General features: G+C 42.7%; 18 protein-coding genes and 1 riboswitch. Of the genes, 8 read left to right on the top strand and 10 right to left on the bottom strand.

Features of this window, described 5'->3' with window-relative positions; translation table 11 throughout:
* The first annotated feature begins 2 nt into the window (after positions 1 to 2).
* Positions 3 to 287, top strand: a complete 285-nt coding sequence (gene qoxD / locus IFO66_RS02560) for a cytochrome aa3 quinol oxidase subunit IV (RefSeq protein WP_192023728.1) — start codon at positions 3 to 5, stop codon at positions 285 to 287.
* A 117-nt stretch (positions 288 to 404) separates the two neighbouring features.
* Here qoxD and IFO66_RS02555 read toward each other — a convergent pair whose 3' ends face one another.
* Positions 405 to 731, bottom strand: a complete 327-nt coding sequence (locus IFO66_RS02555) for a hypothetical protein (RefSeq protein WP_192023594.1) — start codon at positions 729 to 731, stop codon at positions 405 to 407.
* A gap of 173 nt (positions 732 to 904) precedes the next feature.
* Between IFO66_RS02555 and IFO66_RS02550 the strand changes: the two genes are divergently transcribed.
* The 3 genes from IFO66_RS02550 (at position 905) to IFO66_RS02540 (ending at position 3,459) form a co-directional block, all read left to right on the top strand.
* Entirely contained in the window at positions 905 to 1,636 is a 732-nt protein-coding gene (locus IFO66_RS02550; RefSeq protein WP_225445431.1) for a response regulator transcription factor, read from the top strand.
* 28 nt (positions 1,637 to 1,664) lie between these two features.
* Complete coding sequence (locus IFO66_RS02545) at positions 1,665 to 3,011, top strand: sensor histidine kinase (protein ID WP_192023593.1); 1,347 nt, start codon at positions 1,665 to 1,667, stop codon at positions 3,009 to 3,011.
* Positions 3,012 to 3,111: 100 nt separating this feature from the next.
* Positions 3,112 to 3,459 carry a hypothetical protein gene (locus tag IFO66_RS02540; RefSeq protein WP_192023592.1) on the top strand — a complete coding sequence of 116 codons (348 nt, stop codon included), beginning with the start codon at positions 3,112 to 3,114 and terminating at the stop codon, positions 3,457 to 3,459.
* Between the two features lie 54 nt (positions 3,460 to 3,513).
* Here IFO66_RS02540 and IFO66_RS02535 read toward each other — a convergent pair whose 3' ends face one another.
* From IFO66_RS02535 to IFO66_RS02505, 7 genes are all read right to left on the bottom strand, one after another.
* Complete coding sequence (locus IFO66_RS02535) at positions 3,514 to 4,074, bottom strand: TVP38/TMEM64 family protein (RefSeq protein ID WP_192023591.1); 561 nt, start codon at positions 4,072 to 4,074, stop codon at positions 3,514 to 3,516.
* 6 nt (positions 4,075 to 4,080) lie between these two features.
* On the bottom strand, positions 4,081 to 5,757 hold the full coding sequence (locus IFO66_RS02530) for a Stk1 family PASTA domain-containing Ser/Thr kinase (protein ID WP_192023590.1): 1,677 nt from the start codon (positions 5,755 to 5,757) through the stop codon (positions 4,081 to 4,083).
* Between the two features lie 282 nt (positions 5,758 to 6,039).
* The gene (locus IFO66_RS02525) at positions 6,040 to 6,480 is read right to left on the bottom strand and encodes a ubiquitin family protein (RefSeq protein ID WP_192023589.1); all 441 of its coding nucleotides are present in this window, start codon (positions 6,478 to 6,480) and stop codon (positions 6,040 to 6,042) included.
* 32 nt (positions 6,481 to 6,512) lie between these two features.
* Positions 6,513 to 6,947, bottom strand: coding sequence for a DUF5360 family protein (locus IFO66_RS02520; RefSeq protein WP_192023588.1), 435 nt, complete (start codon positions 6,945 to 6,947; stop codon positions 6,513 to 6,515).
* 2 nt (positions 6,948 to 6,949) lie between these two features.
* Positions 6,950 to 7,510 carry a TetR/AcrR family transcriptional regulator gene (locus IFO66_RS02515; RefSeq protein WP_192023587.1) on the bottom strand — a complete coding sequence of 187 codons (561 nt, stop codon included), beginning with the start codon at positions 7,508 to 7,510 and terminating at the stop codon, positions 6,950 to 6,952.
* A 232-nt stretch (positions 7,511 to 7,742) separates the two neighbouring features.
* The gene (locus tag IFO66_RS02510; protein WP_192023586.1) at positions 7,743 to 8,501 is read right to left on the bottom strand and encodes a class I SAM-dependent methyltransferase; all 759 of its coding nucleotides are present in this window, start codon (positions 8,499 to 8,501) and stop codon (positions 7,743 to 7,745) included.
* Between the two features lie 95 nt (positions 8,502 to 8,596).
* Complete coding sequence (locus IFO66_RS02505; RefSeq protein WP_192023585.1) at positions 8,597 to 9,199, bottom strand: dienelactone hydrolase family protein; 603 nt, start codon at positions 9,197 to 9,199, stop codon at positions 8,597 to 8,599.
* A 200-nt stretch (positions 9,200 to 9,399) separates the two neighbouring features.
* Between IFO66_RS02505 and IFO66_RS02500 the strand changes: the two genes are divergently transcribed.
* The gene (locus IFO66_RS02500) at positions 9,400 to 9,708 is read left to right on the top strand and encodes a hypothetical protein (RefSeq protein ID WP_192023584.1); all 309 of its coding nucleotides are present in this window, start codon (positions 9,400 to 9,402) and stop codon (positions 9,706 to 9,708) included.
* A gap of 113 nt (positions 9,709 to 9,821) precedes the next feature.
* On the opposite strand, the gene IFO66_RS02495 is transcribed toward IFO66_RS02500, so the two are convergent.
* Both IFO66_RS02495 and IFO66_RS02490 read right to left on the bottom strand, forming a co-directional pair.
* Complete coding sequence (locus IFO66_RS02495; RefSeq protein WP_192023583.1) at positions 9,822 to 11,822, bottom strand: peptidoglycan D,D-transpeptidase FtsI family protein; 2,001 nt, start codon at positions 11,820 to 11,822, stop codon at positions 9,822 to 9,824.
* A gap of 242 nt (positions 11,823 to 12,064) precedes the next feature.
* Positions 12,065 to 13,360, bottom strand: coding sequence for an NCS2 family permease (locus IFO66_RS02490; protein ID WP_192023582.1), 1,296 nt, complete (start codon positions 13,358 to 13,360; stop codon positions 12,065 to 12,067).
* A 199-nt stretch (positions 13,361 to 13,559) separates the two neighbouring features.
* A riboswitch (purine riboswitch) is annotated at positions 13,560 to 13,661 on the bottom strand.
* Positions 13,662 to 13,862: 201 nt separating this feature from the next.
* On the opposite strand from IFO66_RS02490, the gene IFO66_RS02485 reads away from it, so the two are divergent.
* The 3 genes from IFO66_RS02485 to IFO66_RS02475 all read left to right on the top strand — a co-directional run bounded on the left by IFO66_RS02485 (position 13,863) and on the right by IFO66_RS02475 (position 17,056).
* Entirely contained in the window at positions 13,863 to 14,870 is a 1,008-nt protein-coding gene (locus tag IFO66_RS02485) for a FecCD family ABC transporter permease (protein WP_225445430.1), read from the top strand.
* Positions 14,867 to 15,910: a FecCD family ABC transporter permease gene (locus IFO66_RS02480; RefSeq protein WP_192023581.1), complete on the top strand. Its 1,044-nt coding sequence runs from the start codon at positions 14,867 to 14,869 to the stop codon at positions 15,908 to 15,910. Before IFO66_RS02485 ends, IFO66_RS02480 begins: the two co-directional genes overlap by 4 nt.
* 120 nt (positions 15,911 to 16,030) lie before the next feature.
* Complete coding sequence (locus tag IFO66_RS02475) at positions 16,031 to 17,056, top strand: ABC transporter substrate-binding protein (RefSeq protein WP_225445429.1); 1,026 nt, start codon at positions 16,031 to 16,033, stop codon at positions 17,054 to 17,056.
* Positions 17,057 to 17,116 lie beyond the last annotated feature (60 nt).

Below are 17,116 nucleotides of genomic sequence, written 5' to 3'. Positions count from 1 at the left end.
TGATGAAACAACTGTTCCCTATCGGTCACGTGATGGGATTCATCTTCTCCCTCGTCTTGACGTTAGTCGCATTGCTAGTTGTGTATACAGATATGTCCTATACAATGGGCATGGTCATTCTAGTTTCTACGGCTGTCATTCAAGCTACCGTGCAGTTATTCATGTTCATGCACGTTAACGAATCAAAAGAAGATAAGAACACCCTTTACATCAATATCATTTATGCAGTGGTTGTTAGTCTTATCACGATCTTCGGTTCCCTGTGGACGTTGGTCTGGGACTGGTAGTCACAATGAAACAACCCATCAAGTGGACGCATTCATGCTCCCTTGATGGGTTTCTTTTATGTTATAGAGGTATAACCAAATATGTATGATTTCGCAATTCTTTTCTAGAATAAGTAATCACAAACCAATTTTATGTTTCATTTTTATCCAAAGCTCTTTACGCCAGTGTGCACGTTGTTCTTTTCTTTTTTGTTTCCTCATTCTTTTTTGATTCCGTCGTTCACTTCTCTTTGCCTCCAGCTTAGCAATTTGCCCATTTAAAAATTCTCCCAACAGGTACACAATAAAGGCAATCACTAAACAAACCACTAGGATAACGATACCACCAATAGGCGGAAATAGAATGCTTCCCAGGATCAATCCTAAAATACCTAGAACAACCCAGAATTCCCATGTTAACATCAACGTTAGAAATTCAAGCATTAACAGTAAAAATTCAAGCACCGCTATTTCCCTCTCCTCCTTTCCCTGCACATATTTCCCTATTTTATCATAACTCAGATAGCACACCCATTATAAAAAATGCTTTATATCATTTCGATTGGTTTTCAACTTGCACAATTATATAATGAATGAGAATAATGCTTTTGCTGATATTTAGGAGGAAATAACTAATAATGATGATCCCCTCTTTACAAACATATCGAATCCTCATCGTCGATGATGAAGCAAATATGCGCAATTTAGTACGGATTCACTTGAAAAGAAACGGCTATCTCGTTGAGGAAAGTCCTGATGGTGAACATGCGCTTAACAGGCTTAAAGAGCAACCATTCGATCTCGTCATCGTTGATATTATGATGCCTGGTACAGATGGGTGGGAAGTCGTTCAACGTATACGGCAGACGATGAGCATCCCTATCATCATGCTCACTGCTCGTTCAGACAAGAAAGATATGATCAACGGACTATCCATAGGCGCCGACGATTATTTAGCCAAGCCTTTTGAGCCCGATGAACTCATCGCCAGAATAACAGCTCTGCTCCGGCGCTCACAGTTCCAATTAGCAGCTCAAGAAGTTCAGCATAAAGCATTGCATTTTCCCCAACTCATCATTTACGAAGAGAGCCGTGAAGTGATGGCAAATGGACTGCCCATAGAACTTACACCAAAAGAATATGATGTCTTGCATCTTCTAGCAACTCACCCACAGCGAGTCTACGATCGGGAGACAATGATCGAACATTTGTGGGGATTAGACTATGACGGAGATTCTCGTTCTGTAGATACCCATGTGAAAAATGTAAGAATGAAAATGGAGCAGGCTCAGTTAGGGTACAATCCCATTCAAACAGTATGGGGTATTGGATATCGCTTCAATGCCAAAGGTACTACTGATGAGAAATAGAATTGATTTGAAAATAGGAATATCGATAATGTCTGTTTTTTTATTGCTCTTCCTGCCTACAGCTTGGCTGATGGATCGCTTAGTCGTATCACATACCTATCAACAGAAACATAAAGAAATGAATGAGCTTGCGCTCCACTTCGTTAGCATGATTCATAACGATACATTATTAAAAATGGATGCCCTCGAAACGATGGCAGATTTCACTCGTGTTACGTTGTTCGTGCTCGATAGCCAAGGTAAGGTTACAGCTACATCAAAACATCATCATGAGATCGATCCTGTCTTTTTGACAGAAGAGTATGTACGAACACTACAAGCAGGAAACCAACTAGAAAAAAATATTACCATCGATAACGTGAGCTACACACTAACTGGCGTGCCTATGATCACGAATGGTAGCCTGCAAGGTAGTATCGTTATATTGAACTCACTTACAGATACAGAAGAAATGCTTCAAAGTCATCGACAAATCTTATATCTTGCCGTCATTGCAATTATGTCTGCCGCAGCAGGCATCATCTATTGGCTTTCTAGACGTATATCTAGGCCGATGCGTCAAATGGCTGATGCTACTCGTGCAATCGCTGAAGGACAGCTAGAGACGCGTGTAGAGGTTCTCTCTGACGATGAAGTTGGCAGCTTGGCATATGCAATCAATCACATGGCAGAAGAGCTCAAACGATATCGAGATTCGCGCAACGAATTCATCGCTAACATCTCTCATGAGTTGAAGACACCTGTAACTTATTTGGAAGGCTATGCACAAGTGATTCAGCAAGAGTGGTACGAGACAGAGGAAGAAAAGCAGCAATACATCGGGATCATTGCAGATGAAGCCAAGCGGCTTAATCGTATCATTCAAGATTTATTTGATCTTACGAAAATGGAAGAAGGTCAGCTCAGCTTATTGCCTGAGCAAGTTGACATGAACACCATTTGCCAAAGTTCCTTGTTAAAAGTTCAGCATAAGGCGGAGCAAAAAGGGCTTCAATTGCAGATATCTGCTGCCGAGTCTCATCCATACATATGGGGAGATCCCGTACGCTTGGAACAAATCATGTTGAATCTATTGGATAACGCCATTCGATATACAAAGGCAGGGGATGTATCGATCCGTGTTACAACAGGAACGGAGCAAATTCGTATATCAATCATCGATACAGGTCAAGGCATACCACCAGACGAACTCTCTAACGTCTTTGAGCGCTTCTATCGAGTTGAGAAGTCCCGTTCTAGGCAATACGGTGGCAGCGGCTTAGGATTAGCTATCGTAGCTAAACTCGTTGATATGCATCAAGGCACTATTGACGTTCAGAGTCAAGAGAGCATAGGTACAACATGTACGATTACATTTCCCCGCCTTCTTACCTAACCTGTAGGCTGGTATAGTCAAGTTGCTTGTATAACACTTTGTTTCCTTAGGGAAACTATGCAGACCATAAATCTGCAACATTAAAGGAAGTGTTGTCTCTGTGCTTTATATTTACAGCCTAAGCAGCTTATTGGCAGGGCTATTTATCGTAAATGCGATATTTGCTTATCAAACGAAACATATTGATCCTGCCTTATGGCCCACTGTAAAATTTCAGCTTGCTGTCCTCCCCTTGTTCTGGCTAGCAAGTTTGGCGATCGGTTATGGGATCAAGTTCGGCTACAAAGCGATTGGCCAATTAACGTTCGTTTTAACTGCATCAAAAGGTATTGAAATCATCGTCTGCGTTGCACTAGGATACTGGTTTATGCATGAGGTGCCGACATGGAAAACATGGGCAGGGCTAGCGATCGTCATTGTTGGCTTTTTCATTTCCAAACTAAAATAGCACCGTTCGTACCCAAATCATTGGATCGTAACGGTGCTATCTCATATATTCGAACTAAGATGGTTTACGTCGTACCAATCCAACGATCAAGGCAATAACAACAATAATTAGCGCAATATGAAATATTGTGCTATTGGAGTACATCGCCTTGCCTAATACGCCTTCTAGCCATATCGAAGGTGCTTTACCTATAATCGTCATTAACGTAAAGTCTAACATACTCATCGTTGACAGTGCCGCAATTGCATTGACCACACCTGATGGTACCAATGGAATGAATCGAGCAACGAGTACAAGACAAGCCCTCTTCACCCTCCCATATTGATGAAGCCGCTGCAACCACGCCCAGCGCTGTTGTTGTATCGCAGGAATACTGGATAATCCGCGACGATACAACATGAGTGCTGAAACAGCACCTAATGTCTCCCCTAGCAAAGAGACCGCAAATCCAAGCTCAGGGCCAAAAGCAATCACATTGGCTCCTGTTAGCCAAATGCTAGGGATTACCCCAGCCACACTGATCACAATATTTAATAATAAGCTGGCTGCAATCGCCCATGTACCTAGTGACTGCAGCCATGCGGTAAACGCATCAAGGTTAAGTCCATCTAGCATAAAAGACTAATTAGCCTTGCGGACAACATAGAACGTAATGCGGTCCCCTTTTTTCACTGCAGCACCCGCTTCTGGCTCCTGCTTGAAGATGGTGTTTGGTTCACCGCCTTCATGATTCTCTTTAAAGAAGGAATATTTGAGACCTGCATCTTTAGTAAGCTTTTCAGCCTCTTCCAGTGTCAATCCGACTAGATTCGGTGCGGTACCCTCAGCTGGTATTTCTGGCTGTGGACGATTCGGATCCAAAGGAGTAACATTCTCACCTGTAGGAGGTACGATAGTGCTATCCGGATTATTCGGATCTGTAGGCACTGTAGGATCTGGCTGCTGAACACCATTATCTGTTTCTGTAGTCGGTTGCTCATTCTGATTCACATCAGGCACTACAGGCTGTTCCTCCTGATTATTGGTATTAGGAGTAGGAACCGTTTCCGTCTCCTCCGACGGTACAGTCGTGCCACCATTATTTGCATCCGATGTATTCGTATCTTGCTTTTGTGTATCTGTTGTCTCATTCGTTTCATTCATATTAGTAGAATTGTCTGGCTGCGCGGTTTCTTCACTACCTGGTTCAGTAGTTTCTTGCTGCTGTTCGTTAGTCGGCGTAGTTGCCACCGTCTCGTCACTCGTTAGTGAGTTCGCCCATATAACTGCTCCTGCAAGTAAAGTAAAGAACAGTGCAATTCCTGCTATCATAATACCAACCTTAAAGCGGTCACTGCGAGATTCCTTATGTTCAAATGCGGAGCGTTCTTCAGGTGACAACGCAGACTCTTCTGCTTTCACTTTATTACCCGACTCAGTTGCCGAATGATTGCTGCGTTGATCCGCTTTTGGTTCATGATTAGTCTTCGTACGACTCAGTGGCACAGGTGGTTCAGAAGCTACTAAAGGTGCAGCAGTCGGTTCTGTATACGCCTGACGCTCCTCCTTCACCTCTTCATGCTCTTCCATGATTGGAGCAATGGGAGCTGCTGTCTTCACAAACGAATGTGGACGCTCACGTATCTCTTCGAGCGTGTGTACATACTCACTTACTGCAACATCACTTTCATATACACGCTTCGTTAGTGCCAACACAGCGTCACGTTGAGCTGGTAAATCATGTTTCAATATGGATTGAACGCGACTCGCGTAAATATCATACTGACGTGGTGCTAATGCATGTAGAGTAGAAAGTTGATACAACAGCTGGGAGAGACCAATTGTACCAGTGCGACTGCCTACAGCCTCTTTCCAATAATTCATAACAAGTATCTCATCGTTCTCGGTAATCCAAAGATTATCGAAGCTTACAGAGAAAGAAGGCAACCCGGAACGCTCACCTTGAAGCAACAGCTCACCAGCTGTTTGCACCCAGCGCAGCGTCGTTTGCAGCTTAACTGCATGGCGTTCTGCGTATTGGTACATCGGCATTCCTTTACGAGCATGGAATACGACATAACGCTGCTCTTCATTCGTACCTGCATTTAATATTTGAAGAAATGACTCATTGCTTACATGCCCCACTTCGCTAAATAATTGCGGAAATGCCTCTGAATAAGATCTAGCCTCAGGGCGAATTAGCAAAATAAACACTTCACGGTTGAGAGAAGTATCTAACGCACGGTACCAGACCCCATCATCAGATTGCATAATTTCTCCATTTATTTCATAACGATCGGCTATCCATTGATTCTGCATCGTTCTCCTCTACTTTCTATATCATTATCGTATCGGGAAGGTTGTCTCTATTCGTTCATGGTCAACTAGGTAGTTAGCTGCTTACCCTCTATTATTATACAAATGTTGTCGAATTTCAAAAGCTATTGTCATACCCGACGAATAAGAGCTTATAAGAATGGCCCGTGCACTGTCAATCACTACGCACATCACACACAAAAGTTTCTTAGCATGACATGGAAAATAACCATTCCTGCTGCATTCCCCAACAAGAACAGCACTCCCCTTATATGAACAAGCCTATCATTTATATGGATTGGCCCAAATACGTTGAGCAACTGGAAGAGTTCTTCCCTCATGCTGCTCCACATCAATCATAATTTGACCATACGAAATATCATTCACATACAGATCGAGTTTCCATCGGCCTGTATCCGGCAAGTTTAACATCGAAGGCACGAGCGTTTTGTCAGCCGTATTATCAGGACTATGGTACACCATTCCATGGCCATCCAGTAGGACAACGGAATGATCCGTTCGTTCATGTGTAGCGACTACCTTCATTACTTTGTTATAAAAATACTCCACTGGCTTATTAAAAAACCAGCCTACTTTATTATTTCCTGTCTCTAAAGTCGTGTCAGAAATGCTGAATGTTAATGGCGACGTTTGCACATCATCTGTATCCCCTGTGCATCCTACTAATGCCAAAGCTACAACAAATATGAACAACCATTTCTTCACCGATTCTTCCTCCTTAAGACCATGTATTACTATTATAGCCGCACAAGGGTTTTATTTCCAGACACTGATAAGGCAACACTTCTCACAAAAAGCAACGGGTAGAGCAGCAGGAAGAGATTTGGCAACCACCATAACAAATCAAATTCTCCGCGAATCGCCCAATAAGAAATGGCCATCAACCCAGATGCGCTCGTTAAGACCAGCGATATGAGAGCCCAAATGCTCCACTGCAGACGTTTCGTTCTCCATAAATAAATGCTAATAAATCCTGTTACCGAAATAACAATATCAATAGGAGCAAACGACCAATTCCACGCGACGAGGATTGGATTTGTATAGTCGTTATATGCATATTCAGGCGGTATAAGTCCAAACGCTGTGCTCGTCCAATATAAAATGAAACCTACATCGGTCATCCAAAATAAGATCCACATTATCTTTAGTGAAACAACTGATGAGCTGGTCATTTCTAATCCCCCTTATGTATTAATCCTTGTACAAACACATCTGTCATTGTCTTAACGGCCTGATGCAATGAAAAAGCAACATGCTGTGCTTCCCTCGGATCAAATATCGCTGCAGATGCTCCCCGCATTGCCTGTACTACAGCAGGTACATGGACGCTGCGAAACTCTCCTGATGCTATTCCATCCTCGAGCACTTTTGTAATCGTTGACCATTCATGAAGCAGCAATTGATCAACCTTACTCCACTGCATAGGCGCATAGCGCTTTAAATCTTCGAGCAAATGAGGATTCCCAATAAGAAGCCCACTAGGAACAAAGGACAGAAGCGCATACAGTTTCTGCGCAGCATTCCAATCTTCACGTGCATATATTTCGCGTTCATGCTTCCGAATTTCTTCGATCGCATCATCCACTAAGCAAGCTATAATCGCTTCTTTCGACTCAAACTGCTCATATAACGTTCGCTTGCTTATGCCTAATGAATTTGCTAATTCAGCTGTTGTAAACTTCAGTCCTCGCACTGCTAGCAGTTCCATACAACATGCCAGAACTCTCTTACGCATCAAACCCCTCCTTATCACCACTTAATATAAATAAGGAAACTAAAATGGTTTTTTTAGTACCATATTTATATTATAAATTCTTCCAATAAACTTATCAAGTAACTCGAACCTTTGTAAAACAACAAAAAGACCGAATAGAGGAACAACTAGCCCCTCACTCGATCTTTTTACTTACACGATGTAAATACGTATACGTCAAGGTAGGATTATACCTATGCTAACTCACGATGAATTAAGGTTTGCGGGCAATTACTAGGAATCGATGGCAAGTTGTATCTACATATCGTTCATTGACTAGGCGCTCATCCAGTTTACGAAGCTCTCTTTCATACGTTATGACGGAGAAGTCAGGGATTTGCCAACCCGATACAACTTGAAGATAAGCAATAATTGTTCGAATATCATAAAATCTCGTCTTGACCTCAACTTCCATTGCTTCTTCAATGATTAACCCTACTTGCTTCAAATTGTTCACAGCTGTATCTAGGTTCCAATCGATAAAATCTGGATATGGAGCTCCAAGCCAATCATTAAATTCCAAATCATTGTGCCCACCAGCCTGCTGTGTGACAAATGTTCCACCCTTCTTAAGCATACGAGCAACTTCAGAAGCGTTGAATGAATCATGACGGTTTATAATCATCTGAAAGTGCTCAGAAGGAATTGGAATATGCTCATCGTCACTAAACGGAACAACATTTACCCCAAGCGGCCCCAGCAACGTTCTGGCCACCTCAACATTTGGTTCATATCCTTCAGTTGCATATGTACATGCTGGCAGCGGTGTGCATTTGCTAAGGAACTCTCCGCCTCCTGTCCCCATATCCAGCAAACTGTCTGCTTGACGCAATAAGGGCATCACGATATGAGCGTAATTCCAAGGCAGAGGAAATTCCTGCATTCCTCCGTATTTTGCTAATGTGCCGAAATCCCAGCCAGTAAAATGATATATAGAATCATCGTTTGTCCAATCGCTTTTCCATCGCTGCATGTCGAATCCCTCCAGTTGAACCACACTATCTCCAGCCTCTACGACAGGCGTACATGCACAATATACACTGATTTGCATCGTTTTGGCTAGCCCGTCTATCCAATCTGTCCTTGATTCATGAAGCGTTCTGTTTGTTCCCAAGCTAATTCTGCCGATCTTCGGTTATAGGTTACTGCATATGGATTCGCAAATCCATGGCTGCCTTCAGAGACATATACTTGCACTGTCGGATGCTGCTGCACTTGAGATACCAACGTTGCCACATCAAATGAAGGTTCTTCCTGACCGTATATAAGTAAAGAGGGACATAAAGGAACACTATCCACGTAATCTCGAATGCGCGAGCCATAATACGCGATGACACGATTCATGTTGCCTTTAGCACTGCATCGCCATGCAATCGTTGCCCCTACACTATACCCGACCAAACATATTTGACTGTATTCATGTCGCAGACTCGAGATTACTTTAAGCACTTCTTCTACTGGACGTTCAAAGCCGACATGCTGCATAAAGTATTGATAAGCTTCTTGTTCTTGATCTGCTTCAAATGGTTCACGATTCAAAATATCAAGACAAATCACATCTGCCCCTGAATCATGCCATTGTTTGCATACATGCTCCATATGCCGATTAAGGCCATATATTTCATGGAGAACAATGACTAACGTGTCTGACCCTTGTCTAATGGAGAACAAGATAATCCCACCTTTTGCCAGAAAATATTATTCACCATCATACTGAATCTGCAAACGATAATCAAGTGTCTAGTGATTTTTTTCACTATAAGAGGGTGTATTCCCTATTTTTCAAATCCGATGAAACTATCGGGGCAAACGAACAACCCTTCCACAAGCATCATCATATATTGTATCATCACTGAAAAGGAGTTGTTGGTATGTCTTCTCGCCATGATTGTTACCCGCAAGTAAAGCCTATCGTATGTCCACCTATCAAACAAATTAATAACTGTTACCAGCCACAAGTTGTACCTGTTATCCATCCAGTAGAAATTATTAATAAGGTGCACACTGTACCAATTCCTAAACACATCTGGACGTACAACGAAACAACTGTAGGCGGCGCAACATTGCCACCAGGACCTGGATTCCCTGGAAATGGCGGATACCCAGGCCCTGGCGTGGGCGGTATCGGAAATGGTTGCAATCCAAATCCATGTTGTGGCTTCAGACGCAAACGCAGATAATAGCCTCAAGTGGATAAGCGTTAAGTGAATTACCAACAATACTCACTCTCTGTAAGCCACAGCAGAGCAGGATTCTCCTGCCCCTGTGGCTTCTCTTCATCTATTATCCTATTTTATTTAGTCAATCCATATACGCTATGATACGAATCAAAAATTTGTCTTGCTATCGGAGCAGCGCCATAACTACCGTACCCACCCTCTGGAACGACGACAGCTACTGCGAGCTTCGGTTTGTCTACAGGTGCATACGCAATAAACACAGCATTTTCTACACGCTTGCCGCCATATACGTCCTGCTCAGACGTCCCCGTCTTTCTCGCTACCGTATAAGGAGCATCTTGGAATCCCTGTGCACTTACAGCCAACATGGCATCTTCAATAACGTCCCAATGCGCTTCGTCAAATTCAATCGTGCTCAACACTTCCCTACCATAACGCTTAACTACTTTTTTATTAGCATCCGTAATATGAGATACGAACTGCGGCTTCACTCGCTTGCCTCGATTCGCCAACGTAGCTGTATATTGAGCGAGCTGCAATGCTGTATATTTACCTTGCTGGCCAAAGGAAGCGTACGCCAATGATGATTGACCAGACTGTCCTTCCTGCATATAGTCGCTAATACCCGGTGATTCTCCAGGGAAACCACTCCCTGTTGTCTGACCTAGTCCAAACGCCTTCATATAATCATCCCATATTTTAAGACCTTTTTCCTTGCCATATGTCTTATACAGTGGATTTCCAACCTTCTCTATCATGAATGTATTGGAGGATTTCGTTAAAGCTTCTCGCGTATCTACGACACCATTCGCTTTTCTACTTGCATTATGAATTGGGGTTTGCCTGCCTTGACGTCCAATATAAGTTACTCCTGTATCAGGATAAGTAGTATTTGGGTAAATAAGCCCTTCCTTGAGACCAATAAGAATCGTAAGCGGCTTCATCGTCGATCCCAAATATAATAGAGAGGAAGGATGACGCCAATTCTCCTTCTTATCCCCATAATCTTGAGCAACTTCACGTACTGTGCCATTTAAATTATTTGATCCCAACTGCTTAAACTCTTCTTCACTTAACCCATCCTGATAAATATTCGGATCATACTGAGGATGGTTCGCCATCGCAACAATATTGCCCGTTTCCACTTCCATGGCTACGGCATAAGCGGTAATCGCATTCGGTGCATACTCGTATTTATTAGATGAATTTCGTATTTTTTTCAAATGATCAATCATCACTTGCTGCGTACGCTTCTGAATTTCAGGATGAATCGTCATATGAATGTTATGTCCACGTTCAGGCTTCGTTATTTTCCCCGCACCGATAATCCGATTTTGAGCATCTACCGGATATTCTCGTGCCCCATTCTTTCCTTTCAATGCCCATTCATACATATACTCTAGTCCAGCAACCCCAACTTCTTCGCTAGCTAAATAACTATTTTTCGTTTCTTCTGCTACAGCCAACTTTTCAAAATAGGGATAGCGTGCCAGGTTATTGGTAATACCTTTATATTTCTTCATATGACCGACAACTTGAGGAGCGATTGGAGTCGTATCATACTGTCTTATGTTTTCCTCTACTACTTCAAGCATGGGGAATTCATTTCTATGCTCCATAAAATAGGCCGTTTCTTGCTTAGTTAAATTGGTTTTTAATTGCCGCGGGTAAATACCTAATGTTCGCTTCCCCTTTACATCCATCGCATAAATAATTTGCTCCAAGGTCATTGGTTTGCTTTGTTGAATGCCGCTCTTGTCGAATGCAGTCTTGATTTTTTGAGCTAACTTCATGACTTCTTCATCTTGTTCCGATTTATAAGTTTTCTCCATTCGAAAATACAAGGACTGCGTTGGCAGCGAATAAGCAATCTCTTTTTCAGCAGCATCATAGATCGTTCCTCGTATCGAGACGAGATCGAGCGACTTTGTACCGATCTGAACAGCGGCTTTGCTTAATTCAGGGCCTTCTATAAACTGTACGACAGCAAGTCGAACAATGAGTATTGAGAATACAAGAAACATAATGAAGAAGAAAATACTCAATCTAACATTGTTTTTGATGCGTAGAGCCTTAACCCGCTCTTGAGGATCTGGACCACTTGATAAATTCATAACGCTCTCCCTTTCCATACCAAAACTCCGTCAAACGATTGCAACCTTTTAAAAGAATATTCTACCAACTTCTTTTTTAAGTATAAACTTGGAAACTTTCTCTTTCAATCCTCACTCATCGCCCATCTCTCGCATCGATCATGAAGAGTAAACAAAAAGCTGCTCCACTCATCTTTTCCTGATGAATGAAGCAGCTTTTTACACATACACAATTCCTAGATTCTAGAATTCTTATTTCTTTATTAAGCTACATAACCAATATAAGCGATAAACATAACCGTCAGTACGTACATAATCGGATGAACTGCGCGATACTCACCTTTAGCTACTTTAATAACCGTATATAAAATGAAACCAAGTGCGATACCCGTCGCCACTCCAAATGTGAGAGGCATGGCCACAATCGTAATGAATGCTGGAATCACAACATCGAGCTTCTCCCATTCAATAAAGCGAGCTTGTGATGCCATCATCGCGCCTACGAGGATAAGTGCTGGTGCTGTAACTTCTGTTGTAACAATGGACAATAGCGGTGAGAAAAATAGCGCCAAGGTGAACAATCCTGCAACAACAACCGAAGTAAATCCGGTACGTCCTCCCGCTGCAATACCTGCTGACGATTCAATACATGAAGCCGTCGTCGTTGTTCCTACTACAGCACCAAATAACGAAGCTGTAGAATCCGCAACAAGCGCATGACCCGCTTTCGGAATTTGGTTGTTTTTCATAAACCCTGCTTGCGTCGAAATGGCAATCAACGTTCCCGCGGTGTCAAAGAAACCTACAAATAAGAATGTAAAGATAACAACTAACAGCTCAGGAGTAAAGGTAGCTGATAACTGATTGAATGCCACACCAAATGTCGGAGCCAAGCTCGGAATAGAACCTACAATTTGCTGAGGCATATCAATAATGCCGAACATCATCCCTACAACGGTCGCAATGACCATGCCGTAGAAAATGCCTCCATGCACGTTACGGACAAGCAGAACTACCATTATGACAAAGCCGAACAAAGCCAACAAGGTGGGCGGCGAACCTAAATCACCAAGCTTAACATAAGTATCCTTACTACTTACGATGATGCCCGCATTTTTCAAGCCCATAAATGCAACAAAAAATCCAATTCCACTCGCAATGGCATATTTCAAATCTTCAGGAATGACGTTAATAATTTTTTCACGAATTTTGATGACACTTAAAATAATAAATAGCACACTCGATACGAGTACACCTGTTAATGCCGTTTGCCATGGAATACCCATGCCAATAACGACAGAATACGTAAAGAACGAGTTCAATCCCATGCTGGAAGCAACGCCGATCGGATAATTTGACAACACCCCCATGAGCAGTGAGCCGAAAATGGCAGTCAATGCAGTTGCTGTGAATACAGCATCCCTATCCATTCCCGCATCACTTAAAATGAGTGGATTGACAACCAAAATGTAGGCCATGGCCAAAAAGGTTGTTACACCTGCCATAATCTCCTTTCGATACGTCGTCCCTCGTTGCTCGAACTCAAAAAATGATTTCATGCTGCGCCTCCTGATGATTGCTATTCTACGATCATGCCCCTCGCACCCATTGCTATTCTAAAAAAACGGCACAAAAAAAGCTCTGACCTGTCCATCCTAAGACGGAAATTAGGTCAAAGCTTGATCACTAAGAGATTCAATACAACAATATACACGCTGCCATACAGCCAAACGGTCGTACAACGATCGAGATAAATACGGTTTATCGATATCTCCTTGTAGCCAAGCTTTTTACGGTAGCATTGTAGAAACGTCCGCGCCTTATTCGCGAACTTATACAAGGGACTATTAAAATATATTTTTATAGAATATCAGGATATATTACTAGCGTCAACTATTTATTTAGCCCACATTCTAGTCCCTTCAACTAGCCCCTGATCTTGGAACTCCATTTGAAATATTGAGAATCAATTTCATTGACAGCAATGATCCGACTTTTTACAATTAGAATGTTATACATAAATTTTGCTAATTTTTTAACTTTATAAAGGAGAATTTCATAATGAGTATTTTGGCAAGCACACGCTCCAAATGGATCGTCCTCCTGCTAGGTATTGCCCTGCTCGGCGCAACATCTCTATGTAGCCTACTGTTTGGCCTGGAGCGATTTACACTAGCAACGATGTGGAATTCCTTTACAGCATTTGATAACTCAAGAGAGCATTTGCTCATCCAAACCGTACGATTGCCCGCAACGCTCATTGCGATCACGGTAGGCGCTTCTTCTGCAATAGCTGGGGCTATTTTGCAAGCGATGACACGGAATCCATTAGCTGATTCCTCACTCCTCGGGATCAACTCTGGTTCGGCGATGTTTATCGTCCTAGCCATAAGCTTGTTACGGATCGATATGGGCACACAAGAAGTGATTTGGGTATCATTTATAGGTGCTACCGTCATTGCTATATTTATAATGGCTATCGGTTCAATAGGGTCAGAGGGCAATATGCCTATCCGCATTACGCTGGCAGGCTCAGCTGTAACTGCCCTTGCTTCTTCGGTTACTTCTGGCGTTATGGTATATGACAATTTTACGATGGATCAAGCTTTATTTTGGCTAACTGGTTCCGTATCAGGGCGCACGATGGCACATTGGATGTCGATTGCCCCCTATATTGCTATCGGTCTCATTCTAGCTTTGGTGCTGGCTCGGGCCATTAATGTTATGGCGATGGGCAATGACGTTGCTAAAGGACTCGGACAGCGTACGTTGTTCGTCAAGTTCTGCTGTTTATTTACGGTCATTCTACTTGCAGGCGGCTCAGTTGCTTTGGCCGGCCCTATCGCTTTCATCGGTTTGATGATTCCGCATATGTGCCGTTCTTTAGTAGGTCAAGATCATGCTTGGTTATTCCCTTATTGCGCAATCGCTGGCGCTATTCTATTAGTAGGAGCAGATACCGTATCCCGCTTCATACTTGGCGGTGAATATGTACCTGTAGGAGTTATTACCGCATTCCTTGGCGTGCCGTTCCTAATTGTAATTGCGAGGAGGAAAATACTGCGATGAAGTATATTACACTGCGTGGAAAGTCATCCCGCTTCTCATTCCAAATTCATGCTCGCGGGTTAATGATTACGATTATCGCAATGCTCGCTTTGTTTGTGCTTTCAATAGCTAGCATCTCTTTTGGCAGCATGTACATTCCTATGAAAGATGTATTTGCTGTACTTATATTAGGCGTGGATAATCCTACCTATGAAATGGTCGTTATGAACCTGCGTCTCCCAAGACTGCTAATGGCTCTCATGATTGGTGCATCCTTAGGCGTTGCCGGTCTCATGCTGCAAGCGGTTATTCGCAATCCACTTGCTTCACCCGAATTATTGGGCGTTAATGGCGGCGGTTCTGCTGCTGCTGTTACCTTTATAACCTTAACAAGCGGTTCGTTAAGCATTCATTGGCTGCCACTTGTAGCGATATCAGGGGCACTGGTTACTGCGATACTCATTTATTTGTTCGCTTGGAAAGATGGCATATCACCTTATCGACTCATCTTGATCGGATTAGGTATTTCTACAGCTGCTGGTTCCATTACGTTGTATATGCTTGTAGCAGGTCCATCCTTTTTAGCTACGCAAATCATTACTTGGATGACAGGCAGTGTATATGGTCTCTCGATGGATTATGTATGGACACTGCTGCCCTGGTTTGTCGTATTTATGAGCTTGTCATTTTTTATGACCCGTCATCTAAATACACAAGTGCTTGGTGATGCGACAGCTAGCAGCGTGGGTCAATCCGTTGAGCGCTATCGCCTGCTTATACTCTTCATCAGTGTCGCACTAGCTGGTTCCGCAGTCGGTATGTCTGGGCCAATTGCTTTTGTAGGCTTAATCGCACCTCATATTGCAAGGAGCTTAATTGGGCCCATGCATGGTTGGTTAATTCCGCTCTCAGCTAGCATTGGCGCCATGCTATTAGTCGGTGCAGATTACATCGGCCGCCTGATGTTTCAGCCTACAGAAATCCCAGCAGGCGTATTTACAGCAGTACTTGGAGCACCATTCTTTATCTATTTGCTGCTTCAAAATCGAAAGCAATTATAAAAAGTTTATAAAAAATGATTGACAAACTTCCCCAACTTCACTGATAATAAGTAACAAGATAATGATAATCATTATCAGTTAGAAGAGGGACTACATACATCAATCGGAGGGGTTATTAACATGTCTTCAAATCAGTCAAAAAGATCTACGTTCAAACTTCGTCTTCTGCCTATCATGTTAGCTTGCGTGATTGCATTGATCGCAGCAGGTTGCGGCGCAAAAGACAGTGGAACAACTACTCCAGCTGCACCTAAAACGAGCACAGAAGCTCCTGCAGCTACAGAAACGCCTAAAACAGATGAAGTACGTAAAGTGAAACACTCTATGGGTGAAGCTGAAATTAAAGGCACACCGAAAAACGTTGTTGTTCTTACAAATGAAGCAACTGAAGCTGTATTGGCACTTGGTGTAAAACCTGTCGGTGCAGTTAAATCAGGTTTAGGTGATACATGGTTCCCTCACTTGAAGGATCAATTGCAAGGTGTAACTGAGCTTGGTGAAGAATCCGAGCCTAACTTGGAATTAATCGCAAGCTTGAAACCAGACCTAATCATTGCGAACAAAGTTCGTCATGAGAAAATTTATTCTCAACTACAAGGTATGGCTCCTACAGTAGTATCCGAGGATCTTGCAGGTGACTGGAAGCAAAACTTCACTCTGTATGCTGAAGCTTTGAACTTGAAAGATAAAGGCGCAGAGGAAATGAAGAAATACGATGATAAAGTTGCTGAAGCAAAAACAAAAATCGGCGACAAATTGTCCACAAAAGTATCCATGGTACGCTTCGTACCTGAAAAAGTTCGTATTTACATGAACGATACATTCTCTGGCGTTATTTTGAAAGACTTAGGCTTCGCTCGTCCAGCAGCACAAGATAAAGATGAGTTCATGGAAGTTGTAACGAAAGAGCGTATGGCTGACATGGATGGAGACATCATGTTCTACTTCAACGCTGACTTCACAGAAGAGAAGCTTGGAACAAAACAACAAGAAGAATGGATGAAAGACCCACTCTTCCAACAACTAGAAGTTGCGAAGAACAAGAAAACATTCAAAGTTGATGAAGTGATTTGGAATCTTTCCGGTAATATTATTTCCGCTAATTTGCTCGTTGACGAACTCGTCAAATATTCGGAGCAAATGTAGTTAATCAACAACCCTCTGCATGGGATGCCCCCACTCCTTCCGTGCAGAGGGTTGTCTTTT

Source organism: Paenibacillus arenosi, assembly GCF_014841135.1.
Classification (GTDB): Bacteria; Bacillota; Bacilli; order Paenibacillales; family Paenibacillaceae; genus Paenibacillus_B; species Paenibacillus_B arenosi.
Note: the sequence above shows the minus strand (reverse complement) of the source record. Positions and strands in the feature narration are given on the sequence as shown.

What these genes read in the sequence shown, in the direction of transcription:
- qoxD (WP_192023728.1), top strand. Translation starts at nt 3, where the DNA reads ATGAAACAACTGTTCCCTATCGGTCACGTGATGGGATTCATCTTCTCC.
- IFO66_RS02550 (WP_225445431.1), top strand. Translation starts at nt 905, where the DNA reads ATGATGATCCCCTCTTTACAAACATATCGAATCCTCATCGTCGATGAT.
- IFO66_RS02545 (WP_192023593.1), top strand. Translation starts at nt 1,665, where the DNA reads ATGTCTGTTTTTTTATTGCTCTTCCTGCCTACAGCTTGGCTGATGGAT.
- IFO66_RS02535 (WP_192023591.1), bottom strand. Translation starts at nt 4,074, where the DNA reads ATGCTAGATGGACTTAACCTTGATGCGTTTACCGCATGGCTGCAGTCA.
- IFO66_RS02530 (WP_192023590.1), bottom strand. Translation starts at nt 5,757, where the DNA reads ATGCAGAATCAATGGATAGCCGATCGTTATGAAATAAATGGAGAAATT.
- IFO66_RS02520 (WP_192023588.1), bottom strand. Translation starts at nt 6,947, where the DNA reads ATGACCAGCTCATCAGTTGTTTCACTAAAGATAATGTGGATCTTATTT.
- IFO66_RS02515 (WP_192023587.1), bottom strand. Translation starts at nt 7,510, where the DNA reads ATGCGTAAGAGAGTTCTGGCATGTTGTATGGAACTGCTAGCAGTGCGA.
- IFO66_RS02510 (WP_192023586.1), bottom strand. Translation starts at nt 8,501, where the DNA reads ATGCAGCGATGGAAAAGCGATTGGACAAACGATGATTCTATATATCAT.
- IFO66_RS02500 (WP_192023584.1), top strand. Translation starts at nt 9,400, where the DNA reads ATGTCTTCTCGCCATGATTGTTACCCGCAAGTAAAGCCTATCGTATGT.
- IFO66_RS02495 (WP_192023583.1), bottom strand. Translation starts at nt 11,822, where the DNA reads ATGAATTTATCAAGTGGTCCAGATCCTCAAGAGCGGGTTAAGGCTCTA.
- IFO66_RS02490 (WP_192023582.1), bottom strand. Translation starts at nt 13,360, where the DNA reads ATGAAATCATTTTTTGAGTTCGAGCAACGAGGGACGACGTATCGAAAG.
- IFO66_RS02485 (WP_225445430.1), top strand. Translation starts at nt 13,863, where the DNA reads ATGAGTATTTTGGCAAGCACACGCTCCAAATGGATCGTCCTCCTGCTA.
- IFO66_RS02480 (WP_192023581.1), top strand. Translation starts at nt 14,867, where the DNA reads ATGAAGTATATTACACTGCGTGGAAAGTCATCCCGCTTCTCATTCCAA.
- IFO66_RS02475 (WP_225445429.1), top strand. Translation starts at nt 16,031, where the DNA reads ATGTCTTCAAATCAGTCAAAAAGATCTACGTTCAAACTTCGTCTTCTG.